Raw genomic sequence first — 24,204 nt, forward strand, 5'->3', positions numbered from 1 at the left:
GCTACTTGCCCTCCCCTGCGTCCGCGAACGACGCCTGGTAGGCGGCGAACTGGGCGCGCTCCTCGTCGACGAGCGCGTGCCCGTCCGCGTACACGTTCTCGAAGATGGCGAACTTGTCCGGGTCCGGCATGGCCCGTACGACTTCGCGCACCCGCTTGCCCAACGCTTCGCTCTCGGTCTCGAGTTCCGCGAAGAACGCCTCGTCGGCGTGGTTCGCGGCCTCCAGGTAGGCGCGCAGGCGCAGGATCGGGTCCTTCGCCTCCCACGCCTCGCGCTCCTCGTCGGCCCGGTACTTGGTCGGGTCGTCGGAGGTGGTGTGCGCGCCCATGCGGTAGGTGTACGCCTCGACCAGGGTGGGACCCTCGCCGTTGCGGGCCCGCTCCAGGGCCCAGCGGGTCACCGCGAGACTGGCGAGCACGTCGTTGCCGTCCACGCGGACGCCCGGGAAGCCGAAGCCCTGCGCGCGCTGGTACAGCGGCACGCGCATCTGGCGCTCGGTCGGCTCGGAGATCGCCCACTGGTTGTTCTGGCAGAAGAACACCACCGGAGCGTTGTAGACCGCCCCGAAGTTGAAGGCTTCCAGGACGTCGCCCTGGCTGGAGGCACCGTCACCGAAGTACGCGATCACGGCCGAGTCGGCGCCGTCCTTGGCGATGCCCATGGCATAGCCGGTGGCGTGCAGCGTCTGCGAGCCGATGACGATCGTGTACAGGTGGAAGTTGTTGCCGTTCGGGTCCCAGCCGCCGTTGTTCACACCCCGGAACATGCCGAGCAGGTTGGTCGGGTCGACCCCGCGGCACCAGGCGACGCCGTGCTCGCGGTAGGTCGGGAAGACGTAGTCGTCGTCGCGGGTGGCCCGGCCCGAACCGATCTGGGCGGCCTCCTGGCCGAGCATCGAGGCCCACAGGCCCAGCTCGCCCTGGCGCTGGAGGGAGGTGGCCTCGGCGTCGAAGCGGCGGCTCAGGACCATGTCCCGGTACAGGCCGCGCAGCTCCTCGGGGGTGATGTCGGCGACGTACGGGTCGTACGTGGCGTCCTTGACCCGCTTGCCTTCCGGGGTCAGCAGCTGAACGAGCTCCGGCTCGCCGCCCGTCGCCCCGGGCGACTTCTTGGCGGCCGCGCCGGCGCTCCTGCTCGCGGCGCTCTTGGTACCGGTCGTACTGGCGCTCGCGGCGCTCTTCGTACCGGCGCTGCGTCGCGGCTTGCGCGCGGCAGTGCTCTCCACGGTCACGTGTGCTCCTCCGTCGGTCCGGCCCCCGGGGTTGCCGGAAGGCTGGGGTCCCCCTCGCTCGCGGTTCGAGCTCGGGAGAGCGGCTCGCCTGTTCCGGCACCCGTGCACGGGGTGGGTGCCACTCGGCCGGGAACAGGCGTGACAGGTGCCCCGGCGAGCGCCCTGCAACTGCCACGTTACCCAGTGCTTCACAATTCTGTGAAACCCCTCCTGACCTGCGATTTTGATAGGAAATCCAAGTACTTGGAAACGTGGATTTCCTACTAGATCGAGCAGATCGGAACAGTCGCTGGTCACAGCACTGGTCACAGCCTTGCAGGGGGCCGGAACACCGGCACGTTATCCCGGCCACCCCGGGCTCGGGAAGAGTTCACTTGGGGCAATGCCCATGACCGTGTGTGAGACTGACACCGTGCGCGAAATCGGGAAAATCACCGTATTCCTCCTCGATGACCACGAAGTGGTCCGCCGCGGTGTCCACGAACTGCTCTCGGTCGAGGACGACATCGAAGTGGTCGGGGAAGCGGGCACGGCGGCCGACGCACTGGTTCGGATCCCGGCCACCCGCCCGGACGTGGCCGTCCTGGACGTGCGCCTCCCGGACGGCAGCGGCGTGGAGGTGTGCCGCGAGATCCGCTCCGCGAACGAGGACATCAGATGCCTGATGCTCACCTCGTACGCCGACGACGAGGCCCTTTTCGACGCGATCATGGCGGGCGCCTCGGGCTATGTCCTCAAGGCCATCCGCGGCCAGGAGCTGCTCACGGCGATCCGGGATGTCGCGGCCGGAAAATCTTTGCTCGACCCGGTGGCCACCGCGCGCGTCCTGGAAAGGCTGCGGGACGGCGGCGGCACCAAGGACGACAGCCGGCTCGCCCGCCTCACCGACCAGGAACGCAGGATCCTCGACCTGATCGGCGAAGGGCTCACCAATCGCCAGATCGGCGAGCGGTTGCACCTCGCCGAGAAAACGATCAAGAATTATGTGTCGAGCCTGCTGTCCAAACTGGGAATGCAGCGCCGGTCGCAGGCGGCCGCCTATGTGGCGCGCAAACAGGCCGAACAGCAGCGCCACTGATTGATGCGGGGCTTGTGGCCCCTCTTCCGAGAGCGGGCGAAAGCGCCCTGCTCTCCAGGGTCCAGCGGACCCTGGAGAGCAGGATCAGAGCCCGCCCCCCACGGCGGGGGATTCCGTACCGCCATCGGCCGGATCCTCGGTCGTCGGCTCCGCCGTCGGTGTGGCCGGTGTGGTCGGGGCCGCCGTGGTCGGCGCGGTCTTCGTCGGCTCGTCGGTCGGCTGGTCCGTCGTCGGCTCGCTGGTGACGCTCCGCGTCGGCTCGTACGACGGGGGGTAGTCCGTATTGTCGCCGGTGTTGGTCGAGTCGTCCGACGTGTCGTCGTCCGTGGACCGGTCCGTCGAGTCGTCGCTGGGCTGCTCGCTGGAGCCGTCGTTCTTGCTGGAGTGCGAGACGGTCGGCGACGGCGTGGTCCCGGTCCCGGAACCTGTGCCGTTACCGGTGGTCTTGAGCGCCAGCGCGACGCCGGCGACGATGGCGATCAGCGCGAAGACCGCGAGGATCCACAGCTTGCCGCGGCCGCCGCCCCGGTTGCCGTGCCCCTCGAAGCCGCCGTCGTCGCCGCCCCCGTAGGGCGGGATGAGCGGTGCCGGGATCTGCGTGGTGCCGTAGTCACCGGGGTGCGGCAGCGCGGCCGTACCCGCGAAACCGGGCCCGTGCGACCCCTCGTGCATGGTGACCGGGCCGGTGTTCCAGGTGCCGGTGTGGCTGCCCTGGTCGTACAGCATCTGGAGCGCGTACTGGACGAGTCCGCGCATCTCCTCGGCGGTCTGGAACCGGTCGTCCGGATCCTTCGCGAGGGCGCGCATGACGAGCCCGTCGAGCTCCGGCGGCACCTCGCCCGAGACCTCCGAGGGAGGCATCGGGATGTCCTGGACGTGCTGGTAGACCACCGACAGCGGCGTCTCGCCGGTGAACGGGGGCCGCAGCGCGAGAAGCTCGTAGAGCAGACAGCCGGTCGCGTACAGGTCGGAGCGGTGGTCGACGGCCTTGCCGAGCGCCTGCTCCGGGGAGAGGTACTGCGGGGTGCCCATGACCATGCCGGTCTGGGTCATCGTCGACTGCGCGCCGTGCAGGGCACGCGCGATGCCGAAGTCCATCACCTTGACCGCGCCGGTCTCCGTGATGATCACGTTCGCCGGCTTGATGTCCCGGTGCACGATCCCGTGCTGGTGCGAGTAGGCCAGCGCCTCCAGGACACCGGAGACGATGATCAGCGCCTGCTCGGGCCCGGGGGCCTCGGCGTTGATCAGCAGATCGCGGATCGTGTGACCCTCGACGATCTCCATGACGATGTACGGGACGACCCCGTGCCCGACGACGTCCTCGCCGGAGTCGTACACGGCCACGACCGCGTGGTGGTTGAGCCCCGCGACCGACTGTGCCTCGCGTGTGAAACGGGCCTTGGACACGGGGTCCTCGGCCAGGTCGGCACGGAGCAGCTTGACCGCCACGGTCCGCCCGAGGCGCACGTCCTCGGCGGCGAACACCTCGGCCATGCCGCCCCGGCCGAGCCTGTGTGTCAGCCGATATCGGCCGTCGCCGACCAGCCCGCCGTTACCCCACATCTCCGGCGCATCTGACATACCGCCGCCAGTCGCCTCGGGGTCGGACGGGCCCTGAGCGCGCTGCTGCTGTGCCATCAGTCCTCGCCGTCGTTTCTGCCCGCGGTCTGCGCGGTGGTTGTTACGGTCTCCGTCGGGCCACGCTACAGGCTTCGCGCGGGACGCCGGTCCGGGATGAGCGTGAGTGGACCGGCCATCCAACCCGTCGGAGTGCCGTCGGTGCAATTTCCGTGTACCGGCCGTACGTCACCTGTAACGCTTCCGCGACGCTTCTTTCTCAGACGGTCACGGAACGGGCACCGAGCTTGACGTGTCCGTGCCCTCGGGCAGACTTGGCCCGGAATAAGCCAATCGATCACGGCCGCGGGGGACGCAGAAGATGAGCCAGGACGGCGCACAGGGCCGGTACGCGGGGCGTGCGGTCGCCAGCGGCCGCTACCAGCTGCGCGATCTGCTCGGCGAGGGTGGCATGGCCTCGGTCCACCTCGCGTACGACTCGGTGCTCGACCGCCAGGTCGCGATCAAGACACTGCACACCGAACTCGGCCGGGAGCAAGCCTTCCGCGAGCGCTTCCGCCGCGAGGCTCAGTCGGTGGCCAAGCTCACCCACACGAACATCGTCTCGGTGTTCGACACCGGCGAGGACGACCTCGACGGCATGACGACGCCGTACATCGTCATGGAGTACATCGAGGGCAAGCCGCTCGGCTCGGTCCTCGACGCGGACATCCAGCAGTACGGCGCGATGCCCGCCGACAAGGCCCTGAAGATCACCGCGGACGTGCTGGCGGCCCTGGAGATCAGCCACGAGATGGGCCTGGTCCACCGGGACATCAAGCCGGGCAACGTGATGATGACCAAGCGCAACGTCGTCAAGGTCATGGACTTCGGCATCGCCCGTGCCATGCAGTCCGGCGTCACCTCCATGACCCAGACCGGCATGGTCGTCGGCACCCCGCAGTACCTCTCCCCGGAGCAGGCCCTCGGCCGGGGCGTCGACGCCCGGTCCGACCTGTACTCGGTCGGCATCATGCTGTTCCAGCTGGTCACCGGACGGCTGCCCTTCGAGGCGGACTCCCCGCTGGCCATCGCCTACGCGCACGTCCAGGAGGAGCCGGTCGCGTCCTCCTCGGTCAACCGCTCGCTGCCCCCGGCGGTGGACGCGCTGATCGCCCGCGCGCTGAAGAAGAACCCGAACGAACGCTTCCCGAGCGCCGAAATCATGCGCGACGAGTGCCTCCGGGTCGCGCAGTCGTTCCAGCCCGCCGCGCCGAACATCGTGCCGGGCGCCCAGACACCCAGCGGTTCGGGCGTCGGCTCCGCCGTGTTCCCGCCGGTCGACCAGGGCACCCCGGCGCCCGGCCCCGTGCAGACGCCGTACCAGCCCGGCCCGTACGGCACGCCGACCCCCGCCCCGGCGTACGGCTACCCGCAGCAGGGCGGCTACCCGACTCCGCCGCAGACCGCCGCGTACGCCGGGCAGCACGGCACCTCCACGCCTCCCCCGTACAACCTCTCGCCCCAGCCCGCCGGCGGCGGGCGGGGCAGCAAGTCGGTCGTGATCGGCGCGGTCCTGGTCTCGCTCCTGGCGGTCGGCGGCCTGATCACGGCGCTGGTCCTGAACGGCGGGACCGGCGACGACAACAAGGGCGGCGGCGACAGCACCGCCGGCTCGTCGCCCACCGCGGTCACGGGGCACAAGGGTCCGGACACGTCGAAGAAGATCGACACCGAGAAGTGCACGGACCCGACGGAGTCGTACAACGACCCGAAGAAGATCGAGGTCCCCGACTTCCACTTCAAGAACCTCAGCTCGGTGAAGTCCTGCTTCCAGGCCGCCGGCTGGCAGATGAAGGTCACGCGCGTGGACGAGAACACGTACGGCGAGGACACGGTCATGGACCAGTTCCCCTCCGCCGGTGAAGACGTCGACCCCAAGGACATGCCCCAGATCGAGCTCAAGGTGTCCTCGGGCGACCCCTCCTAGCATCCTCGGACGCTCCGGACGGGAGTGACCGCGGACGCTCCGGCAGCGGAATCGGGAAGGGGCCCGGCACGTGAGTGCCGGGCCCCTTCCCGTCGGGGTGACCGCGTGTCGCCGGGTGACGGAGGCGGTGGCCCGACCCCGCGTGGTTACAGGTACGGTCCGCCCGAACGGCCTCCCGTACGGAGGTCCTCGTCGCCCTCCAGACCGCCGACACCCGGCGGAAGGGCACGGCGCATCTGCTCCAGCTGCGCCCTGGCCGCCATCTGCTGGGCGAACAGGGTCGTCTGGATCCCGTGGAAGAGCCCTTCCAGCCAGCCCACCAACTGAGCCTGCGCGATCCGCAGTTCGGCGTCGCTGGGAGTCCCCTCGTCCGTGAAGGGCAACGAGAGCCGCTCCAGCTCCTCCACCAGCTCCGGAGCGAGACCGTCCTCCAGTTCCTTGACGGAACTCGCGTGGATCTCCTTGAGGCGGACCCTGCTGGCCTCGTCCAGGGGTGCCGCGCGCACTTCCTCCAGCAGCTGCTTGATCATGCTGCCGATGCGCATCACCTTGGCCGGCTGTTCCACCATCTCCGTCACCGGGATCTCGCGGGAGTCCTCGTCCCCGGTGCCGCCGAGAGCCATTCCGTCCTGGCCCACGACCAGGATCTGAGGGTTCTCCGGCGACCGTTCGTTCCTCGGCATCTCCATGCCGCCATTCTCTCGCACCCACGTACTCCATCACGGTGGTGCCCCCCATACACAGTGATCCACCACCTCCGTCGGCCCAGTTGGCGACAGGAAGGGGTTCCACAGCCTCTGAAGTGCGCGAATGACGCCACTTTCGGTCGAGATGCCGGGATCACGGCGTCATGTGAGGCTGGTTGCGTCGATCACGGCACCCGTCTTGGCGAACCGTTCCGGGAGGGGGTCACCGACGTGACTCCATGGCTGCGCACCCTGCCCACGGCCGGACTCCTCGCGGCCGCCCTGCTGAACGGCCCCGGCCCGCTCGCGATCGCCGCGCCGACGGGCCCGGGCGCCCTCGCTCCCCCCGCCCCGGCCCGCTCCGGAGGCCTCTCGTACACCGCCTCATGGGTTCCGTCCGCCCGAGCCACCGCCTCACCGGCTCCGCCCGCCCAGAGCACCAGCCCGCCCGGTTCGCCCACTCCCTCCGCCCCCTCCCCGGGAGGGACCACCACGCCCGCCCCGTCCACCTCGGGGGCCGGCTCACCGCTTCCGTCCCCCGGACGGTCCAACCCGCCCGGCCCGTCCGCGCACGGGCCCAGCGCCTCGGACGCGGCCGGCCCCACGGCCTCCGATCCGGCCCGCCCCACCCCTACGGCGGACCCGTCCCGTGCGGGCAGCTACGCGGGGGAGGGACGTGAACGTCCCGGCCGCACGGCGCCGGACGGCCAGGACAGCCAGGACCCCGGCAGCCAGGACACCCCGGACCTCCAGGACACGGCCCCCGCCGCGGACACCGGGATCACGGAGCCGAGCGAAACCCCCGCCCCCTCACGCGACAACGCGGCCCCCGTCCAGCAGAGCGTCGTGGGCCCCGGCTCCACGCCCGGCGGTGACCTGGCGCTCCTGCCGCTGGGCAGCGGCCTGATCCTCGTCGGTCTGGGCCTGGCCCTGGCCTTCCTGGGCCTGCGGGTACGCCGCGGCTGAGCCCACCCTCAGGAAGCGCCGACGTGCCGCGGCCGAGCCACCCCACAGGAAGCTGCGATGTGCGGTGGCCGATCCCCCAGGGGGCGGATCGGCCACCGCAGGCTGGTCGGCCGCTAGGGGGCGACGAGCAGCACCTTTCCGATGTGGCTGCTCTCCTCCAGCACCCGGTGCGCACCCGCCGCGTCGCTCATGGGCAGCTCGCGGTCGACGACAGGACGGACATGACCGGAGTCGATCAGCGGCCACACGTGTTCCCGCACGGCCGCCACGATCGCCGCCTTCTCGCTGAGCGGCCGGGCCCGCAGCGAGGTGGCGCTGACGGCAGCACGCTTGTTCAGGAGCGCGGCGATGTTCAGCTCCGCCTTGATGCCGCCCTGCATGCCGATGATGGCGAGCCGTCCGTTGACGGCGAGGGCGCGCACGTTCCGGTCGAGGTACTTGGCCCCCATGTTGTCGAGAATGACGTCGGCGCCCGCCCCTGAGGTGGCCCGCTCGATCTCCTCGACGAAGTCCTGTTCGCGGTAGTTGATCAGGATGTCCGCGCCCAGCTCCGCGCAGAAATCGAGCTTCTCCTTGGTGCCCGCCGTGACCGCGACCTTCGCACCGACGGCCTTCGCGAGCTGGATCGCCATGGTGCCGATGCCGCTGGAGCCGCCGTGCACGAGCAGGGTCTCGCCAGGGCGCAGATGGGCGACCATGAAGACGTTCGACCAGACCGTGCACGTCACCTCGGGCAGCGCCGCCGCCCGCAGGACGTCCAGGCCCGCGGGAACGGGGAGCAGCTGCCCGGCGGGGACGACGACCTTCTGAGCGTATCCGCCGCCCGCGAGCAGCGCGCACACCTCGTCGCCGACCGACCAGCCGAGGACGCCCGGACCGATCGCGGTGATGTGCCCCGAGCATTCGAGTCCGGGGTAGCGGGAGGCTCCCGGCGGCGGGTTGTACAAACCCTGCCGCTGCAGCAGATCGGCGCGGTTGACGGCGCTGGCCACCACCTCGACCAGCACTTCGCCCTCGGCCGGCACCGGATCGGGAACCTCGTCCCACACCAGCGCCTCGGGCCCACCAGGTTCGGGAATCGTGATCGCGTACATGAGGTGGACGCTACTCCTGCGCGGTGTCGCCTGTTCCTACGGCAGGTGCCGGATGTCCGGCGCCGTCCGGGTGCTCGGGGTGACCCGGACGATCGTGATCAGCCGGTCCGTCAACTGCAGTGTGCCGACGTCCGGTTCGTCGTATCCGAGCACGCGATGCCCCCGTACGACGCTGACCACGAGGTCGGTGGTGTCCCGGGCACTCATACCGACCTCGGCCTTCGTGACGGGCCGATCCACGATGTCGAGCCCGCTGCCCTGATGGATCAGGTCCTCCATCACCATGCCCGCGGCGGGGCTGAGCACGGAGAGGCCGAGCAGCCGGCCGGCCGCGCTGGCGCTGGTGATGACCGCGTCGGCGCCGGACTGCCGGAGCAGCGGCGCGTTCTCCTCCTCGCGGACGGCGGCGACGATCTTCGCCCCGCGGTTGAGCTGCCGCGCGGTCAGGGTGACCAGGACCGCGGTGTCGTCCCGCTGGGTGGCGACGATGATCTGCCGCGCCTTGTGGAGCTCGGCGCGCATCAGCACATCGCTGCGCGTGGCGTCCCCGATCACTCCCGCGTACCCCTCGGCCGTCGCCGCGTCGACCACCCGGGAACTCGGGTCGACGACCACGACCTGTTCCTTCTTGAGCCCGGTCGCGCAGACGGTCTCGACGGCCGACCGTCCCTTGGTCCCGAAGCCGACAACGACGGTGTGCTCCCTCAAGGTCGCCCTCCAGCGGTTCAGTCGCCACTCCTCCCGGGTGCGTTCCGTGAGGACCTCCAGGGTGGTACCGACCAGGATGATCAGGAACAGCACCCGCAGGGGCGTGATGACCAGGATGTTGATGAGCCGGGCGACGTCACTGGTCGGGGTGATGTCGCCGTATCCGGTGGTGGAGAGGGTGACCGTCGCGTAGTAGAAGGCGTCGAGCAGGTCGACGCTGCCGTCGGAGTTGTCGGTGTAGCCACCGCGGTCGAACCAGACGATGAGCGCGGTGAACACAAGCAGCAGCAGCGCCATCGACAGCCGCTTCGCCACCTGCCGAATCGGACGCTGTACTACCTTCTGCGGCAGTTTCACCTGGTGAGTCATCAGATGTTCGTCCGCCTGGCGGGCGATCGTGTCGTCGCCCGGAAGTTTCACGTGAAACACTCCCCGCTCGGATCCATGCCGACCATGCCCTCGGACCTGCTCAGACGAAGCACGCGTCGATCCCCGCGACGGCCCACGGCAGATCGATGAGTTCCAGCTCCTGCCCGGCGCGCGCACCGCCCGGCGGTACGACCGCGAGCGCGTCGGCGGCGGCGATGCCCCGCAGCATCGCCGGGCCGTTGTAGTGCAGCGGCGCGGCCCGCTCGCCCCGCAGCGAGACGGGGATGAGCCGGGTGTCGTACGGATGCCCCTGCACGGCTTCCCCGAGGGGCAGGGTGTACGACTCCGGGGCCATGCGCCCGGCCAGCGTGCGCAGCATCGGCTCGGCGAGCGTGAGCAGTCCGGAGACGGCCGCGAGGGGGTTGCCGGGCAGCCCTACGAGGTGCTGGTTCTCCTGGATACGGGCCAGCAGCATCGGATGCCCCGGCCGCACCTTGACGCCGTCCACCAGCAGTTCGGCGCCGATCCGGCGCAGGGTGGGGTGGACATGGTCGACGGGGCCGGCGGCGGTGCCGCCGGTGGTGACGATCAGATCGGCCCGGGAGCCGGTGATCGCTTTGTGCAGCGCCTTGGCATCGTCGCCGATCCGGCGCACCGCGACGACCTCGGCGCCCAGCGCCCGCAGCCACGGCGGCAGCATGGGGCCGAGCGCGTCCCGGATGAGCCCTTCCCGGGGAAGTCCCTCGGTGAGCAGCTCATCGCCGAGGATGAGAACTTCGGCGCGCGGGCGGGGGACGACGGCGAGCGTGTCGTACCCGGCGGCCGCCGCGAGGCCCATCACGGCGGGGGTGACCAGGGCTCCGAGCGGCAGCAACTGGTCACCGCTGCGGCATTCCTGGCCGCGCGGGCGGATGTCCTGCCCGTGAGTGAGCGCCAGGATTCCCCGGGACCGGGCGGAACCCGGCTCCTGCCCGACGCCCGCGTGCAGCCGCCCCTTGTCGTCGAGGCGCCCGTGCTCGCTGCGCAGGACGGCGGTCGCGTCCCGCGGGACCCGCGCCCCGGTGGCGATCCGGACCGCCTCGCCGTCGCTGAGCCGCTCCGGTTCCGCGTGCCCGGCGAGCACGCCGTCCTCCCGCACCTCCCAGGGCCCGGGTCCGGCGACCGCCCAGCCGTCCATGGCGGAGGTGTCGAAGGAGGGAAGGTCGGTGAGCGCGGTCAGGGGGGCGGCGAGGACGAGGCCGAGGGAGGCGTCGAGGGGGACCGGGACGGGGGTACGGCGGGACAGGGAACGGGCGGCCCGCTCGGCGACGGCCCGGGCCTCCGGCCACGGGGTGGACCGGTGACGGGTGGGCTTGCCCTCGCCGCTGTTCCGGGCGCCGGGCGAGGGGACCGCTGCCGGGTCGGTTCCCTGGGGGCCCGGGACGGCACGCTCCGCTCCGCCGGGCTCGCCGGACGGACGGGCACCCGCGCCCTTGACCAGGGCGAGCGCCTCCTCGACGTCGAAGTCGTCCGTGTCCTGGCCGTCCTGGCTGTCCCGGGTGGAGCGGGCGGCGGTCATCCGGCGTCCGGCTCGGTGGCGGGCGTGGCGGGCGTGGCCGGGGCGGCGGGCGACCCGTTGTCCGGCCGGACTTCGGGAGTGTCCTCGTCGGCCCAGCGGAGCGCGAGCGCGGCCGCCTTGCGGGCGGCTTCGGCGACCGCTTCCGGTCCTCCGCCGGCCCGCGCGGCCGCGTATCCGACGAGGAACGTGGTCAGCGGCGCGGCCGGTCTGGCGACGCCGTGCGCGGCGTCGCGGGCCAGGTCGAGCAGCACTCCGGTGTCGACGTCCAGGTCGATGCCCAGTTCGTCCTTGACTGCGGAAATCCATTCATCCAGCACGTGCCCATGCTCCCTGATGCGCGCTCGAGCGGCGGCGATGTCGTCCCAGGTGTCGCAGTCGAAGGACGCGACGGGGTCGGTGATGCGGGTGAGGTCGAGGGCGGCGACGAGCCGTCGGAGCGGCAGCCCGGAGAGGCTCCCGTGCGCGGCGGCGAGCACACCCAGCTCGCGGCGCAGCGCGTCAGCGCGGTAGACAGCCACAAGGGGCTGATCCCGCCCGTCGGGGTCGGTGAGAAGAACACCGTCCAAACGGGTGCCGGGGCCGTCGGCTCGGCTGCCGGGGTCGCCGTGACGGGCACCGGGTACCTCGGCACGGGCGCCGGGTACCTCGGCACGGGTGCCGGGTCCGTCGTGACAGGTGTCAAGCCCGTCGGCGCGGATGTCATGCCCGTCGTGACGGGCGCCAGGCCCCTCGATGCGGGTGGCATGCCCGTCCCGGGCCGGGCGGGAAGCCCCGGGGATCTCGTGTGGGGTGCCGGCGCGAAGGGTGTCCAGCAGGCGCCGGACCGTCTTCTCCTCCAGGAACGGCAGGTCGGCGGAGAGCACGAGGACGTACGGCGCCCTGGTGTGACGCAGCCCGGCGTCCAGCGCGGCGAGCGGTCCCCCGCCCGGCGGGTCCTCGCGGACCCACTCCACGGGACGCGCCGTGGGCCTGGGCCGGGCCACGACCACCGTGCGGGTGGCATCGGCACACGCGGCCAGGACCCTGTCCAGCAGGGTCCGGCCGCCCACCCGCACGCCGGGCTTGTCCTCGCCGCCGAGCCGCCGGGCGGCACCGCCCGCGAGCACGACGGCGTCGTACCCGGCATCGGCACCGGGGGTGCCTCGCTGGTCGGCGCCGCCGGGCCGCCCGGTCGCGCCCTCGGGCTCGTACGCGGTCATGCCCCGAGTATGGGCGTCCGAGGAATCGGCGCCACCCCCGGGGCACGGCGCAGGTACCGGGCCGACCGGGCCGCCTGTCCTACAGAGTCCGCAGCAGCACCGCCGGCTGCTCCACGCAGTCCGCCACATACCGCAGGAAGCCGCCCGCCGTACCGCCGTCGCAGACCCGGTGGTCGAAGGAGAGCGAGAGCTGGACGACCTGACGCACCGCCAGCTCGCCTTGGTGGACCCAGGGCTTGGGGATGATGCGGCCGACGCCGAGCATGGCCGCCTCGGGGTGGTTGATGATCGGCGTGGAGCCGTCGACACCGAACACGCCGTAGTTGTTCAGCGTGAAGGTGCCGCCCGTGAGGTCCGCGGGCGTCAGCGTCCCGGTCCGGGCCGCCTCGGTCAGCCGGCCGAACTCCGCGCTCAGCCCTTCCGCGTCCCGTGCGTGCGCGTCCCGCACGACGGGGACGACGAGCCCGCGCTCGGTCTGGGCCGCGAAGCCCAGGTGCACCTGGCCGAGCCGGACGATCTCGCGGGCGTCCATGTCGACCGTCGAGTTGAGCTCGGGGAAACGGGCCAGCGCCGCGGTGCAGATCCGGGCCAGCAGTGCCAGCAGGGAGATCTTCGGGCCGCCTGCCGCGTTCATCGCCCTGCGTGCCTGCATGAGCTCCGTCGCGTCGGCGTCCACCCAGCAGGTCGCGTCCGGGATCTCGCGCCGGCTGCGCGAGAGCTTGTCGGCGACGGCGCCGCGGACACCCCGGAGAGGCACGCGGACACCCCCCGGGGACGTTCCCCGGGAGACGCCGGACCCACCGGGCACCACCGACGCGATGTCCGCGTAGGAGGTCATCTGGCCGGGCAGGCCCTCGTACGCGGGCTCCGTGACGGGAGCACCGGGTCCGGCCGCCGCGGGGCGCGACTCCGGCGTGGCGGACGACCTCAGCCGTCCGGTCGCCGCCGCGCGCAGCGCGTACTCGACGTCCGCCCGCAGGATGAGTCCCTCGGGACCGGAGCCCTCCAGCTCCCGCAGGTCCACGCCGTTCTCCCGGGCGAGCCGTCGCACGAGGGGCGATATGACCGGCACCGGGCCGTCGCCCCGCGAGGGGGTGACGCCGTTGCGAGCGGTCCGCCCCATGCCCGCTATGCCCGCCGTGTCCGGCGGTACGGCGGCGACGGGTTCGGGGCGGCCCTGCGCGGACCGGGCGGGCGAGGCACCCGTGCCCGCCGGGGACGGTGCCCCGGCCGGTCCTCCGGCGGCGCCGCCGGAGGGGCGCACCCTCCTGCGCCGCGCCGGGGGCGCTCCCGTGCCGTATCCCACCAGCACATTCCCGGAGCCCTCGTCGCTCCGCTCGTCCTCGCCAATCGCGCCGTCCTCGGCAGGGGCGCCCACGGCGACGGTCAGCAGCGGTGCCCCGACGGGCAGTTCCGTGCCCTCCTCGCCGAAGCGGGCCGTGACCACACCACCGTAGGGACAGGGGACCTCGACCATCGCCTTGGCCGTCTCGACCTCGACGACGAGCTGGTCGACGGCGACGACGTCACCGACCTCCACCAGCCAGCGGACGATCTCCGCCTCGGTGAGTCCCTCCCCGAGGTCGGGGAGCTTGAACTCCAGCACCTGTGCCATCAGCTCTGTGCCTCCCATTGCAGACGTCCCACGGCGTCCAGGATCCGGTCGACGCCGGGCAGGTGGTGCCGCTCCAGCATCGGCGGCGGATACGGGATGTCGAACCCGGCGACGCGCAGCACCGGCGCCTCCAGGTGGTGGAAGCAGCGCTCCGTGACGCGGGCCGCGATCTCCCCGCCCGGTCCTCCGAACCCGCCCGACTCGTGCACGACGACCGCTCGTCCGGTCCGCCGCACCGATGCCGCGACCGTCTCGTCGTCGAACGGCACCAGCGAGCGCAGGTCGACGACTTCGAGGTCCCAGCCCTCGGCCCGCGCCGCCTCGGCGGCTTCGAGGCAGACGGGCACGGACGGCCCGTAGGTGATCAGCGTGGCGCTCCGGCCCGAGCGCCGCACCACCGCACGGCCTATCGGCTCAACGGCCGGCGGCTCGTCCGGGTTCCAGGAATCCTTCGACCAGTACAGCCTCTTGGGCTCCAGGAAGACCACCGGGTCGTCCGAGGCGATGGCCTCCCGCAGCAGTCCGTAGGCGTCGGACACGGTCGCGGGCATGACGACGTGCAGGCCCGGGGTCGCCATGTAGTACGCCTCGGAGGAGTCGCTGTGGTGCTCGACGCCGCCGATGCCGCCGCCGTAGGGGACGCGGATCGTGATGGGCAGGGGCATGGCACCCCGTGTGCGGTTGCGCATCTTCGCCACGTGCGAGATCAGCTGCTCGAACGCCGGGTAGGCGAACGCGTCGAACTGCATCTCCACGACCGGCCGCAGGCCGTACATGGCCATGCCGACCGCCGCGCCGAGGATGCCCGCCTCGGCGAGCGGGGTGTCCGTGCAGCGGTCGTCGCCGAACTCCTTGGCGAGCCCGTCGGTGACCCGGAAGACGCCGCCGAGGGTGCCGACGTCCTCGCCCAGGACATGGACGGCCGGGTCGGCGGCCATGGCGTCGCGCAGGGCGCGCCCGAGCGCCTGCGCCATGGTGGCCGGTTTGAGGGCAACCGTGGTCATCGCCCGGCTCCTTCCGGGCCGTGCGGGCCCGCTCCGAGCGTGCCGTCCGCCTCGGCGTCCAGCTCCGCTCTCAGCTGGCTCTGCTGCTCAAGCAGTTGAGGAGTGGGTTGTGCATACACATGGGCGAACAGATCCATGGGGTCGAGCACCGGGTCCTGGTTCATGCGCTCACGCAGGTCCGCGGCCATCGCCTCGGCGTCGTCGCGCACCGCCTGGAGAGCTGCCTCGTCGAGCAGACCGCGCTCGGTCAGCTCGCGCTCGACCAGCGCGACGGGGTCGTGGCCGCGCCAGGTCTCGACCTCGGCGTCGCCCCGGTAGCGGGTGGCGTCGTCGGCGTTGGTGTGCGCGTCGATGCGGTACGTCACGGCCTCGACGAGGGTGGGACCGCCGCCCGCCCGCGCGTGGGCGATGGCCTCGCTCAGGACCTGGTGCACGGCCACCGCGTCGTTGCCGTCGACCAGACGGCCCGGCATCCCGTAGCCGACGGCCTTGTGGGCCAGCGACGGGGCGGCGGTCTGCTTGGCGAGCGGGACGGAGATGGCGAAGCCGTTGTTCTGCACGAGGAAGACGACGGGCGCCTGCCACACGGCGGCGAAGTTCAGCGCTTCGTGGAAGTCGCCCTCGCTGGTGCCGCCGTCACCGACCAGGGCGAGCGCGACCACGTCGTCGCCCTTGAGGCGGGCGGCGTGCGCGAGACCCACGGCGTGCGGGAGCTGGGTCGCCAGGGGGGTGGACAGGGGCGCGATGCGGTGCTCGTGCGGGTCGTAGCCGGTGTGCCAGTCGCCACGCAGGAGGGTGAGGGCCTGGACGGGGTCGAGGCCGCGGGCGACGGCGGCGAGGGTGTCGCGGTAGCTGGGGAAGAGCCAGTCCCGCTCCTCCAGCACGAGCGCGGCGGCGACCTCGCAGGCCTCCTGTCCGGTGCTGGACGGGTACACGGCGAGACGGCCCTGCTTGGTGAGCGCGGTGGCCTGGACGTTGTACCGGCGGCCACGCACCAGTTCCGTGTGCAGACGGCGCAGCAGGGCCGGATCGACCTTGGCGGCCGCGTCGGTGCCGAGGACGCGGTGGGGCAGCGCGTCGGGCAGCAACGGCGCGGGGTCGGTGCGGGGCTGCCAGGCGGGCGGCGGCGTGGGCCGGTAGGCCCCTCGCTGCTCCATGACCGTCATGACGGCACCTCCTCGTGGGAGCGGCTTCAGGCGCGTCACGGATGTGATGCGCCTCACCTACCGATTGTTCGGTCGTCGGCACATTTTGGCTACAGGCGCCGCCAGGCTGTGGACAAACGGTTCTGCGCAGCCTGAGATGGATGCAGTACGTCCATGGTAGGGAGGCGGGGGGACATGGCACCTGAACAAATGGCCGAGCCGCCGGAGGCCGGACCCTCCGCGCCGCCCGTGCCGCCCGCCCGTCCGCTCGACGCGATCGACCAGGACATCCTGCACATGCTGCAGGCGGACGGCCGTGCCTCCATACGTTCCGTGGCCGAGCGGGTCCATGTCTCGCGGGCCAACGCCTACGCGCGGATCAACCGGCTCATCGAGGACGGTGTGATCCGCGGCTTCGGGGCGCGCGTCGACCACGAACGCGCGGGACAGGGCACCTCGGCGTACATCACCCTCAAGATCGTGCAGAACTCCTGGCGCACGGTGCGGGAGCGGCTGAGGGTGCTGCCCGGGGCCTCGCACATCGCCCTGGTGGGCGGCGACTTCGACGTGCTTCTGCTGGTGCACACGCCGGACAACCGGGCGCTGCGCGAACTGGTGCTCACCCGGCTCCAGGCCATCCCGGAGGTACTCAGCAGCAGGACACTGCTGGTCTTCGAGGAGGAGGACCTGGAGCCGGAGGCCTGACGCCACCGGCCCTTCGGGTGCCCTCAGGGCTCCTGCCGGAGCCCTCCGAAGACCAGCACCACCACGGCGTCGGCCACTTCCCGCGCGCCCATGCCCCGCGCGTCGGGGCGGTACCACTCCACGAGCGAGTTGATCATTCCGAAGACCAGCCGGGTCGCGAGCCGGACCTCCACGTCGCCGCGTACGTCCCCGTCGGCGGCCGCGGCCTTCAGGAGCTCGGCGACCCTGTGGTCGAAGTCGCGGCGCCGTTCCAGGGCCCACCGCTCGGTGTCCGTGTTGCCGCGCACCCGCAGGAGCAGTGTCACGTAGGGCAGCTCCGAGGTGAGCACCTCGACCATGCGCCGCACCACGTACTCCAGGCGATGCACGGCACGTCCCACGCACGCGTGCTCCTCGTCGAGGATCTCGAAGAGGCCGTCCAGCGCCCGGCTCACCGCGCGCCGCAGCAGCTCCTCCTTGCCCGAGACATGGTGGTATATCGACGACTTGGAGATGCCGGCCGCCTTGGAGAGGTGCTCCATGGAGGTGCCGTCGTAGCCGCGTTCATTGAAGACCTGGACAGCGACGGAGAGCAGCGTCTCGGGCGTGTACGTGTCCCGTTTGGCGGTGGTCACTGGGTGCCCTCCCGCTTCTCGCTGGCGTACGCGTGGCGGTAGAGCGCGAGCGACGGGGCGTAGCGGCCGGAGGGGTCGCGCACGTGCAGTTCGTCCAGGACGTCGTACGACCAGTTCACGCCGAGCCTGCGGCTCCACTCGAAGGGGCCGAGGGGGTAGTTGACGCCGAGGCGCATCGCGGTGTCGATGTCCTCCTCGGTGGCCACGCCCTTGGCCACCGCGTCGTACGCGAGGTCGACGATCCGGGCCACCGTGCGGGCGACGATCATGCCGGGGCAGTCCCCGATCACACTGACGTCCTTGCCCAGCGCCTGGAAGAGCCCGATGGCCTCGGAGAGCGTCTGGGGAGCGGTGTCCTGGGACGCCGACAGGGCGATCCGGGTGGCCTTGCGGTAGTCGAGCGCGAGGTCGAAGTAGACGACGTCGCGGAACTCGACCGAGGTCTGGCCGTCGACGAGGACGAGCTGGCCGCCGCTCGGCAGCACCAGGCGGGTGCCGTGGTCCTCCTCGTCCTCCCTGACCTGGATGCCCGCCTCACGGATCAGGGCGAGAACGTCGGCGGCGGGGCCCAAGTCGCCCTCGGCGACGACGTACGCGGGCGGCTGCGCCTTCTCCGCCGTGTGCGGCTCGGAGGGTTCGGCGCCGTCCCCGTAGTCGTACCAGCCGTGGCCCGTCTTGCGGCCGAAGCGGCCCGCCTCGACGAGTCGCCGCTGGGCGAGCGAGGGCGTGAAGCGCACGTCCTGGAAGAAGGACCGCCACACGGAGTGCGTGACGGACTCGTTGACGTCCTGGCCGATCAGGTCGGTGAGTTCGAACGCGCCCATCCGGAAACCGCCGGACTCGCGCAGGACCGCGTCGATGGTGGCGGGGTCGGCCGCCTGGGACTCGTGGACCGCGAAGGCCTCGGCGTAGAAGGGCCGCGCGATGCGGTTGACGATGAAACCGGGAGTGTCCGCGCAGGCGACGGGCGTCTTGCCCCAGGCGCGGGCCGTCTCGTACGCGCGCGTGGCCGACGTGACGTCGGTCGCGAACCCGGAGACGACCTCCACGAGGGGCAGCAGCGGCGCCGGGTTGAAGAAGTGCAGCCCGACGAGCCGGCCCGGGTTGCGCAGCGCGCCGCCGATGGCCGTGACGGACAGGGAGGAGGTGTTGGTGGCCAGCAGGCAGTCGTCCCCGACGATGTCCTCGAGCTCGCCGAACAGCCGCTGCTTGACGTCGAGTTCTTCGAGCACCGCCTCGACGACGAGCACGCAGTCCGCGAGGTCGGTGAGGTCCGAGGCCGGCTGGAGCCGGGCGCGCGCGGCATCCCGGTCGGCGCCGGTGAGCCGGTCTTTCGCGACGAGGCGGTCGAGCCGGGCGCCGATCGCTTCGGCGGCGGCCGCGGCACGTCCGGGAGCGGCGTCGTAGAGCCGCACGGGGTGGCCCGCCACCAGCGCGACCTGGGCGATGCCCTGGCCCATGGTGCCGGTGCCGACGACTGCCACGGGGCTGCTGAGGTCGAGTGCTGTCATGTGCGCGATCCTCCCGCACGGCGTTGTCCACAGATGCGGCGGACCCCCTTGTCCCGACCGATCGTTCGGTTACTCTAACTCTGACTGTCCCTTCCTGCCCAGCTCGCGAGCTCGACGAGGAGCTCTTGAGACGAGGAGTTGGTCCTTGATGGCCGCCGAACTCACCGCGCACCAGTTGATCTCCCAGCACCGGCCCACCCTGGATCAGGCGCTGGAAGCGATCCGCACGCGCGCGTACTGGTCCCCGCATCCCGAGCACCCCAAGGCGTACGGCGAGCACGGCAGCCTGGGCATGGCCGAGGGCAAAGCCGCCTTCGACGCCCTCCTGGGCAACCGCCTCGACCTGGGCCAGCCCGGCACGGACGACTGGGTCGGGGGCGAGGTGTCGCCGTACGGCATCGAGCTGGGCGTCACGTACCCGCACGCGGACATCGACACGCTGCTGCCCGCCATGCGCGCGGGGCAGCGCGCCTGGCGCGACGCGGGCGCCGAGATCCGCGCGGTGGTCTGCCTGGAGATCCTCAAGCGGATCAGCGACCGCACCCACGAGTTCGCGCACGCGGTCATGCACACCAGCGGCCAGGCCTTCATGATGGCGTTCCAGGCGGGCGGCCCGCACGCGCAGGACCGCGGCCTGGAGGCAGTGGCCTACGCCTATGTGGAGCAGGTCCGCACCCCCGACACCGCGGAGTGGAGCAAGCCCCAGGGCAAGCGTGATCCGCTCGCGCTCACCAAGCAGTTCACGCCCGTCCCGCGCGGCATCGCGCTGATGATCGGCTGCAACACCTTCCCGACGTGGAACGGCTATCCGGGCCTGTTCGCCTCGCTGGCCACGGGCAACGCCGTCCTGGTGAAGCCCCACCCGCGCGCGGTGCTCCCCCTCGCGCTCACCGTGCAGGTCGCACGCGAGGTGCTCGCCGAGGCGGGCTTCGACCCGAACCTGGTGGCGCTGGCCGCCGAGCGTCCGGGCGAGGGCATCGCGAAGACGCTGGCCACCCGTCCCGAGATCCGCATCATCGACTACACGGGCTCCACCGCCTTCGGCGACTGGCTGGAGGCCAACGCCCGTCAGGCGCAGGTCTACACGGAGAAGGCCGGCGTCAACACGGTGATCGTGGAGTCGGCCGCCGACTACAAGGGGATGCTGTCCAACCTGGCGTTCTCCCTGTCGCTCTACAGCGGCCAGATGTGCACCACCCCGCAGAACCTGCTGATCCCGCGCGAGGGCATCTCCACGGACGAGGGCCACAAGTCCTACGACGAGGTGGTGGCCGATCTCGCGAAGTCGGTCGGCGGACTCCTCGGCGACGACGCCCGCGCGAACGCGCTGCTCGGCGCCATCGTGAACCCGGACGTGAAGGCCCGGCTGGAGGCCGCCGCCGGACTCGGCGAGGTGGCCCTGCCCTCACGGCAGATCGACAACCCGGAGTTCCCCGGTGCCGTCGTGCGCTCACCGCTGATCGTGAAGCTCGACGGCGCGCGCAAGTACTGGGAGAACGCCGGGAGCGACGACGAGGCCGCCTACCTGAGCGAGTGCTTCGGTCCGGTCTCCTTCGCCGTCGCGGTCGACTCGGCCGCCGAGGCCGTGGAGCTTCTGCGGCGCACCACCCGGGACAAGGGCGCGATGACCGTCGGCGCGTACACCACCGACGAGGCGTTCGAGCGCGAGGTGCAGGAGGCCTGTCTGGAGGAGTGCGCCCAGCTCTCCCTGAACCTCACGGGCGGGGTCTACGTCAACCAGACGGCCGCGTTCTCGGACTTCCACGGCTCGGGCGGCAACGCCGCGGCCAACGCGGCGCTGTGCGACGGGGCGTTCGTGGCGAACCGCTTCCGGGTGATCGAGGTACGCCGGGAGGCGTGAGCCCCGACGCCCTTCGGGCGTCTACGCCGGTGCGTCCCCGGTGGCGCTCCAGTGGAACAGCGTCATGGCCACACTGGTCGCGAGGTTGTAGCTGGAGACCTGGGGGCGCATCGGCAGCGAGACCAGGTGGTCGGCCCGGGAGCGCAGTTCGGCGGACAGCCCGCTGCGCTCCGAGCCGAAGGCGAGCAGGGCGTCGTCGGGAAGCTTCGTCCCTCGGATGTCCTCGCCCTCGGGGTCGAGCGCGAACAACGGGCCCGCCGGCAGTTCGTCCACAGCCAGCCGCTCCACGGCGGTCGCGAAGTGCAGACCGGCCCCGCCGCGTACGACCGTGGCGTGCCAGGGGTCGAGCGTGCCCGTCGTGACCACCCCGGTCGCGCCGAAGCCCGCCGCGAGCCGGATCACCGCTCCCGCGTTGCCGAGATTGCGCGGATTGTCGAGGACGACCACGGGCGCGGTGCGCGGCGTGCCGGCCAGCCTCTCCAGGTTGGCGGCACGGGAGGGCCGTACGGCGAGAGCCGCCACCGAGGTGGGATGCGGTCGCGCCACGAGGGCTGTGAACGCCGTCTCCGGGACCTCGGTCAGCAGCTCGTCGAGAGCGGCGCGTACGTCGGGGGCGAGTTCGCCGGCCAGTTCGAGGACCGCCGGCCGGTCGGTCGTGACGGCGACCGGGACACGCGCTCCGAAGCGCACCGCGTGCTTGAGGGCGTGGAAGCCGTCGAGCAGGACGGAGTCGTCGCGGAGCTGGCACCAGACACGTACCGGGTCGTTCATGCGGTGAAGCCTACGTGCGTGTGCCCGGGCTCCTCCGGAACGCCCGGTTCGGGCTCCCGGGGCCCCGGCACCGCAAGGCCCCTGCCGGGAAACAGCCGGTCACGCGCGCGTGCCGCCCGTCCGCCCAGGCGCCGCAGGAAGGACGTGGGCAGGAACACGGCGTCCGCGGCAATCATCGCGAGCGAGAAGAACGGCAGCCCGAGGACCACGGCGATCACGGCGTGCTCGGTCATCATGACCGCGAGCAGCACGTTCTTGACCCGCCGGTTGAACAGGGTGAAGGGGAAGGCGACCTGTACGGCGACCGTCCCGTACGTCACGAGCATGACGATCGCCCCGTGCGCGGACATCAGGTCGGACAGCGCCGGCCACGGGGAGAAGGACTCCAGGTGGAGCGGGTAGTAGACGGCGGTGCCGTCCTGCCAGCGCGAGCCCTGGATCTTGTACCAGCCCGCGGTCGCGTAGATCAGACACGCCTCGGCCATGATGATCATCAGGGCGGCGTTGTGGACGAGGTTGGCGACGACGTCCAGCAGGATGCGCGGCTCCGCGGTGCGGGCGAAGCGGCCGACGGCCCACCACAGGGCCTGCACCGCCCACAGCCCCCAGAAGACCGTGAGCCAGCCGCCCAGGGCACCCCCGTCGATCCGTCCCGTGCCCGTCGCCACCGCCAGCACGATCCCGAGCCCCGCCCACAGCACGGGGCCCGCCCGGCCGGGCTCGGGCCGCTCGCCCCGCGCGTACGCCTCGCGGGCGAGACGGTCCCGCCGCGCGTCGAGGGACCACACCTGGGCGCAGCGGGTGAACACCAGGTAGATCGCCATCAGGTGGAGGACGTTGTCCCCGCCGTCCCCGATGAAGACGCTGCGGTTCTGCAGGGACAGCACGCCGATCATGAAGACAACGGACACCGCGCGGGTCCGCCATCCCACCAGCAGCAGGGCGCCGGAGAGCACGGCGACGGCGTAGACCGTCTCGAACCACACCTGGCTGTCGGACCACAGCAGGACCGTGAAGGCGTGGTTGCTCGCCACGAGCTGCCGGGCGAGGTCCCAGCTCCAGGTCGCGTCGGGCCCGTACATCTCCTGACGGTGGGGGTACTCGCGCAGCAGGAACAGCAGCCAGGTGGCGGCGAGGCCTATACGGACCACGGCGCTCTGGTACGGGCCGAGGGCGGACTCGGTGACCCGGGCGATGCCGCGCGCGATCGTCGGAGCGAATCGGTTCATCGGGCACTCGCCTCCGTCAGCCCGTCCGCGCGGTCGCTCCCGGGAACGGCCCACCAGGGCAGCTCACGGACGACGGGCCGGTCGGACACCTTCTCACCGCTCCACCGCGGAGGCGGCACGTCGGTGGTGAGGGAGCGGAACTGGACGCGTTCGACGACAGCGCCCTCGCCGCCCGCATGCTCACGGTCGAGACGCAGCACGCCGATACGGCGCAGATAGCGCTCCGAGAGGTCGCCGCGCAGACCCACGGGGCGGTTCTCGCCGTCGTGCGTACCGACGTAGAAGTCCCAGGCACGGCGCAGTTCGTTCTGCTGGGTGTGGCTCGGCAGCGGATTCCCGTCGATGGCCAGGCCGTCGAGCGCGGACAGGTCGTACCAGCCGGTCTCGCGGCTGGTGCCGTCCTTCGTGCGGACCAGGGCTCGGACCTGGACCGTGATGTCCTGCTGCAACGGGTTGGGGGCGAAGAGCTTCCAGTTCTGCTCGAACTCGGGGTAGATCCAGTCGTCGATCGCGCGACCGTGCTGCTTCGTCACCGTGTTCGAGGGAGCGACGTGCAGGAAGACCATGCCGAGATGCACACAGGCGACGACGGCGACGACGGCCAGGGCGAGGGCGGCGGCGATCTGATGGCGCAGAGACAGGGCCGCGAGGCCCACGGGAGCCCCGGCTTCCGGACAGCCGGCCGCTTCGGGACTCTCGAGGAAGGCCGACGCGCCGGCCCCGGCGAAGCCCGAAGGAGCGGCCACGGAGAGAGCGCCCGGATCGGACTCCCGGGACAGCACCGCCTCGGATCGGCCCGGCTCGGACTCCCCCGGAGCGACAGCCCCGGATCCGGCCCGCTCGGATTCCCGGGGAAACACCATCCCGCCCGCGCCCGGCTCGGACTCCCCGGGAGCGACAGCCCCGGATTCCGGGCTCCCGGACTCCGCGGACGTGCTCGCGTCGTCTTCGGGCGCGCCCGCACCGGGCCCGGCCGCTGCGGGCTCCGGGCCAGGCACCGCCTCGGTCCCGGTGGTCTCGGGCGCCCCGTCCCCGGACTCCGGGGAAGCCTCCGCCCGGGCCGGCGGATCGCCGGCGGGGCGCTCGCCGGTCACGGACTCGCCGGCCGGCCGCGGGCCGGGCAGCGGTGTACCGCCGGTGACACCGCCGGGCGCGCCCCCCTCGGGCGCGACCGACCCCGGCTCCCGCTCAGAGCCCTCGTCCCTCGCGTCCATCCCGCCCCGATTCACGATCCCGAATCCGACTTCCGGCCGCCGGACTGCGGGCACCGTACCGTCACGTCGTACCGCGGCACGACGTTCGCAGGCGAA

Annotated in this window: 20 protein-coding genes; 5 read left to right on the top strand and 15 right to left on the bottom strand. The window is 71.8% G+C overall.

Translation table 11 applies throughout. The features are described 5' to 3' along the window. Nucleotide 1: 1 nt before the first annotated feature. Nucleotides 2-1,231 (bottom strand): pyruvate dehydrogenase (acetyl-transferring) E1 component subunit alpha, encoded by a 1,230-nt coding sequence (gene pdhA / locus OG780_RS20900; RefSeq protein ID WP_328450379.1) that lies wholly within the window; start codon nt 1,229-1,231, stop codon nt 2-4. 412 nt (nt 1,232-1,643) lie between these two features. On the opposite strand from pdhA (OG780_RS20900), the gene OG780_RS20905 reads away from it, so the two are divergent. Next, complete coding sequence (locus tag OG780_RS20905; RefSeq protein ID WP_328450381.1) at nt 1,644-2,309, top strand: response regulator transcription factor; 666 nt, start codon at nt 1,644-1,646, stop codon at nt 2,307-2,309. Between the two features lie 84 nt (nt 2,310-2,393). On the opposite strand, the gene OG780_RS20910 is transcribed toward OG780_RS20905, so the two are convergent. Then, entirely contained in the window at nt 2,394-3,950 is a 1,557-nt protein-coding gene (locus OG780_RS20910; RefSeq protein ID WP_328450383.1) for a protein kinase domain-containing protein, read from the bottom strand. A 301-nt stretch (nt 3,951-4,251) separates the two neighbouring features. Here OG780_RS20910 and OG780_RS20915 point away from each other — a divergent pair, with 301 nt between their 5' ends. Continuing rightward, on the top strand, nt 4,252-5,859 hold the full coding sequence (locus OG780_RS20915) for a protein kinase domain-containing protein (RefSeq protein WP_328450385.1): 1,608 nt from the start codon (nt 4,252-4,254) through the stop codon (nt 5,857-5,859). A gap of 146 nt (nt 5,860-6,005) precedes the next feature. Here the strand turns inward: OG780_RS20915 and OG780_RS20920 are convergent, their stop codons facing one another. Then, a complete protein-coding gene (locus OG780_RS20920) occupies nt 6,006-6,548 on the bottom strand; it encodes a bacterial proteasome activator family protein (protein ID WP_326786689.1) in 543 nt (180 codons plus the stop codon). 228 nt (nt 6,549-6,776) lie between these two features. Here OG780_RS20920 and OG780_RS20925 point away from each other — a divergent pair, with 228 nt between their 5' ends. Continuing rightward, nucleotides 6,777-7,511: a hypothetical protein gene (locus tag OG780_RS20925; RefSeq protein WP_328450388.1), complete on the top strand. Its 735-nt coding sequence runs from the start codon at nt 6,777-6,779 to the stop codon at nt 7,509-7,511. Nucleotides 7,512-7,624: 113 nt separating this feature from the next. On the opposite strand, the gene OG780_RS20930 is transcribed toward OG780_RS20925, so the two are convergent. The 7 genes from OG780_RS20930 to pdhA (OG780_RS20960) all read right to left on the bottom strand — a co-directional run bounded on the left by OG780_RS20930 (nt 7,625) and on the right by pdhA (OG780_RS20960) (nt 16,224). Beyond that, entirely contained in the window at nt 7,625-8,605 is a 981-nt protein-coding gene (locus OG780_RS20930) for an NAD(P)H-quinone oxidoreductase (protein ID WP_328450390.1), read from the bottom strand. A gap of 36 nt (nt 8,606-8,641) precedes the next feature. Further along, nucleotides 8,642-9,742, bottom strand: a complete 1,101-nt coding sequence (locus tag OG780_RS20935; RefSeq protein ID WP_328450392.1) for a potassium channel family protein — start codon at nt 9,740-9,742, stop codon at nt 8,642-8,644. Nucleotides 9,743-9,782: 40 nt separating this feature from the next. Next, nucleotides 9,783-11,240 carry a molybdopterin molybdotransferase MoeA gene (locus tag OG780_RS20940; RefSeq protein ID WP_328450394.1) on the bottom strand — a complete coding sequence of 486 codons (1,458 nt, stop codon included), beginning with the start codon at nt 11,238-11,240 and terminating at the stop codon, nt 9,783-9,785. Continuing rightward, nucleotides 11,237-12,439: an NTP transferase domain-containing protein gene (locus tag OG780_RS20945; protein WP_443062185.1), complete on the bottom strand. Its 1,203-nt coding sequence runs from the start codon at nt 12,437-12,439 to the stop codon at nt 11,237-11,239. Before OG780_RS20945 ends, OG780_RS20940 begins: the two co-directional genes overlap by 4 nt. 79 nt (nt 12,440-12,518) lie before the next feature. After that, nucleotides 12,519-14,054: a dihydrolipoamide acetyltransferase family protein gene (locus tag OG780_RS20950; protein WP_328458275.1), complete on the bottom strand. Its 1,536-nt coding sequence runs from the start codon at nt 14,052-14,054 to the stop codon at nt 12,519-12,521. Continuing rightward, complete coding sequence (locus tag OG780_RS20955; protein WP_328450396.1) at nt 14,054-15,058, bottom strand: alpha-ketoacid dehydrogenase subunit beta; 1,005 nt, start codon at nt 15,056-15,058, stop codon at nt 14,054-14,056. The genes OG780_RS20950 and OG780_RS20955 overlap by 1 nt, the downstream gene beginning before the upstream one ends. Beyond that, entirely contained in the window at nt 15,055-16,224 is a 1,170-nt protein-coding gene (gene pdhA, locus OG780_RS20960; RefSeq protein WP_328450398.1) for a pyruvate dehydrogenase (acetyl-transferring) E1 component subunit alpha, read from the bottom strand. Before pdhA (OG780_RS20960) ends, OG780_RS20955 begins: the two co-directional genes overlap by 4 nt. A gap of 174 nt (nt 16,225-16,398) precedes the next feature. Here pdhA (OG780_RS20960) and OG780_RS20965 point away from each other — a divergent pair, with 174 nt between their 5' ends. After that, entirely contained in the window at nt 16,399-16,908 is a 510-nt protein-coding gene (locus OG780_RS20965; RefSeq protein ID WP_443062186.1) for an Lrp/AsnC family transcriptional regulator, read from the top strand. 23 nt (nt 16,909-16,931) lie between these two features. Here OG780_RS20965 and OG780_RS20970 read toward each other — a convergent pair whose 3' ends face one another. After that, a complete protein-coding gene (locus OG780_RS20970; RefSeq protein WP_328450400.1) occupies nt 16,932-17,522 on the bottom strand; it encodes a TetR/AcrR family transcriptional regulator in 591 nt (196 codons plus the stop codon). Next, nucleotides 17,519-19,033, bottom strand: coding sequence for a 3-hydroxyacyl-CoA dehydrogenase (locus tag OG780_RS20975; RefSeq protein ID WP_328450402.1), 1,515 nt, complete (start codon nt 19,031-19,033; stop codon nt 17,519-17,521). Before OG780_RS20975 ends, OG780_RS20970 begins: the two co-directional genes overlap by 4 nt. Before the next feature lie 148 nt (nt 19,034-19,181). Here OG780_RS20975 and paaN point away from each other — a divergent pair, with 148 nt between their 5' ends. Further along, nucleotides 19,182-20,894, top strand: coding sequence for a phenylacetic acid degradation protein PaaN (gene paaN / locus OG780_RS20980; protein ID WP_328450404.1), 1,713 nt, complete (start codon nt 19,182-19,184; stop codon nt 20,892-20,894). A gap of 21 nt (nt 20,895-20,915) precedes the next feature. Here the strand turns inward: paaN and OG780_RS20985 are convergent, their stop codons facing one another. Genes OG780_RS20985 through OG780_RS20995 form a run of 3 tightly spaced genes read right to left on the bottom strand, consistent with a single transcriptional unit; the run spans nt 20,916 to nt 24,108 of the window. After that, on the bottom strand, nt 20,916-21,665 hold the full coding sequence (locus OG780_RS20985) for a TrmH family RNA methyltransferase (protein ID WP_328450406.1): 750 nt from the start codon (nt 21,663-21,665) through the stop codon (nt 20,916-20,918). Next, a complete protein-coding gene (locus tag OG780_RS20990) occupies nt 21,662-22,894 on the bottom strand; it encodes an HTTM domain-containing protein (RefSeq protein ID WP_328450408.1) in 1,233 nt (410 codons plus the stop codon). Before OG780_RS20990 ends, OG780_RS20985 begins: the two co-directional genes overlap by 4 nt. Further along, nucleotides 22,891-24,108 (bottom strand): DUF5819 family protein, encoded by a 1,218-nt coding sequence (locus OG780_RS20995; RefSeq protein ID WP_328450410.1) that lies wholly within the window; start codon nt 24,106-24,108, stop codon nt 22,891-22,893. Before OG780_RS20995 ends, OG780_RS20990 begins: the two co-directional genes overlap by 4 nt. Between the last annotated feature and the right edge of the window lie 96 nt (nt 24,109-24,204).

Source organism: Streptomyces sp. NBC_00386, assembly GCF_036063235.1.
Taxonomy (GTDB): Bacteria; Actinomycetota; Actinomycetes; order Streptomycetales; family Streptomycetaceae; genus Streptomyces.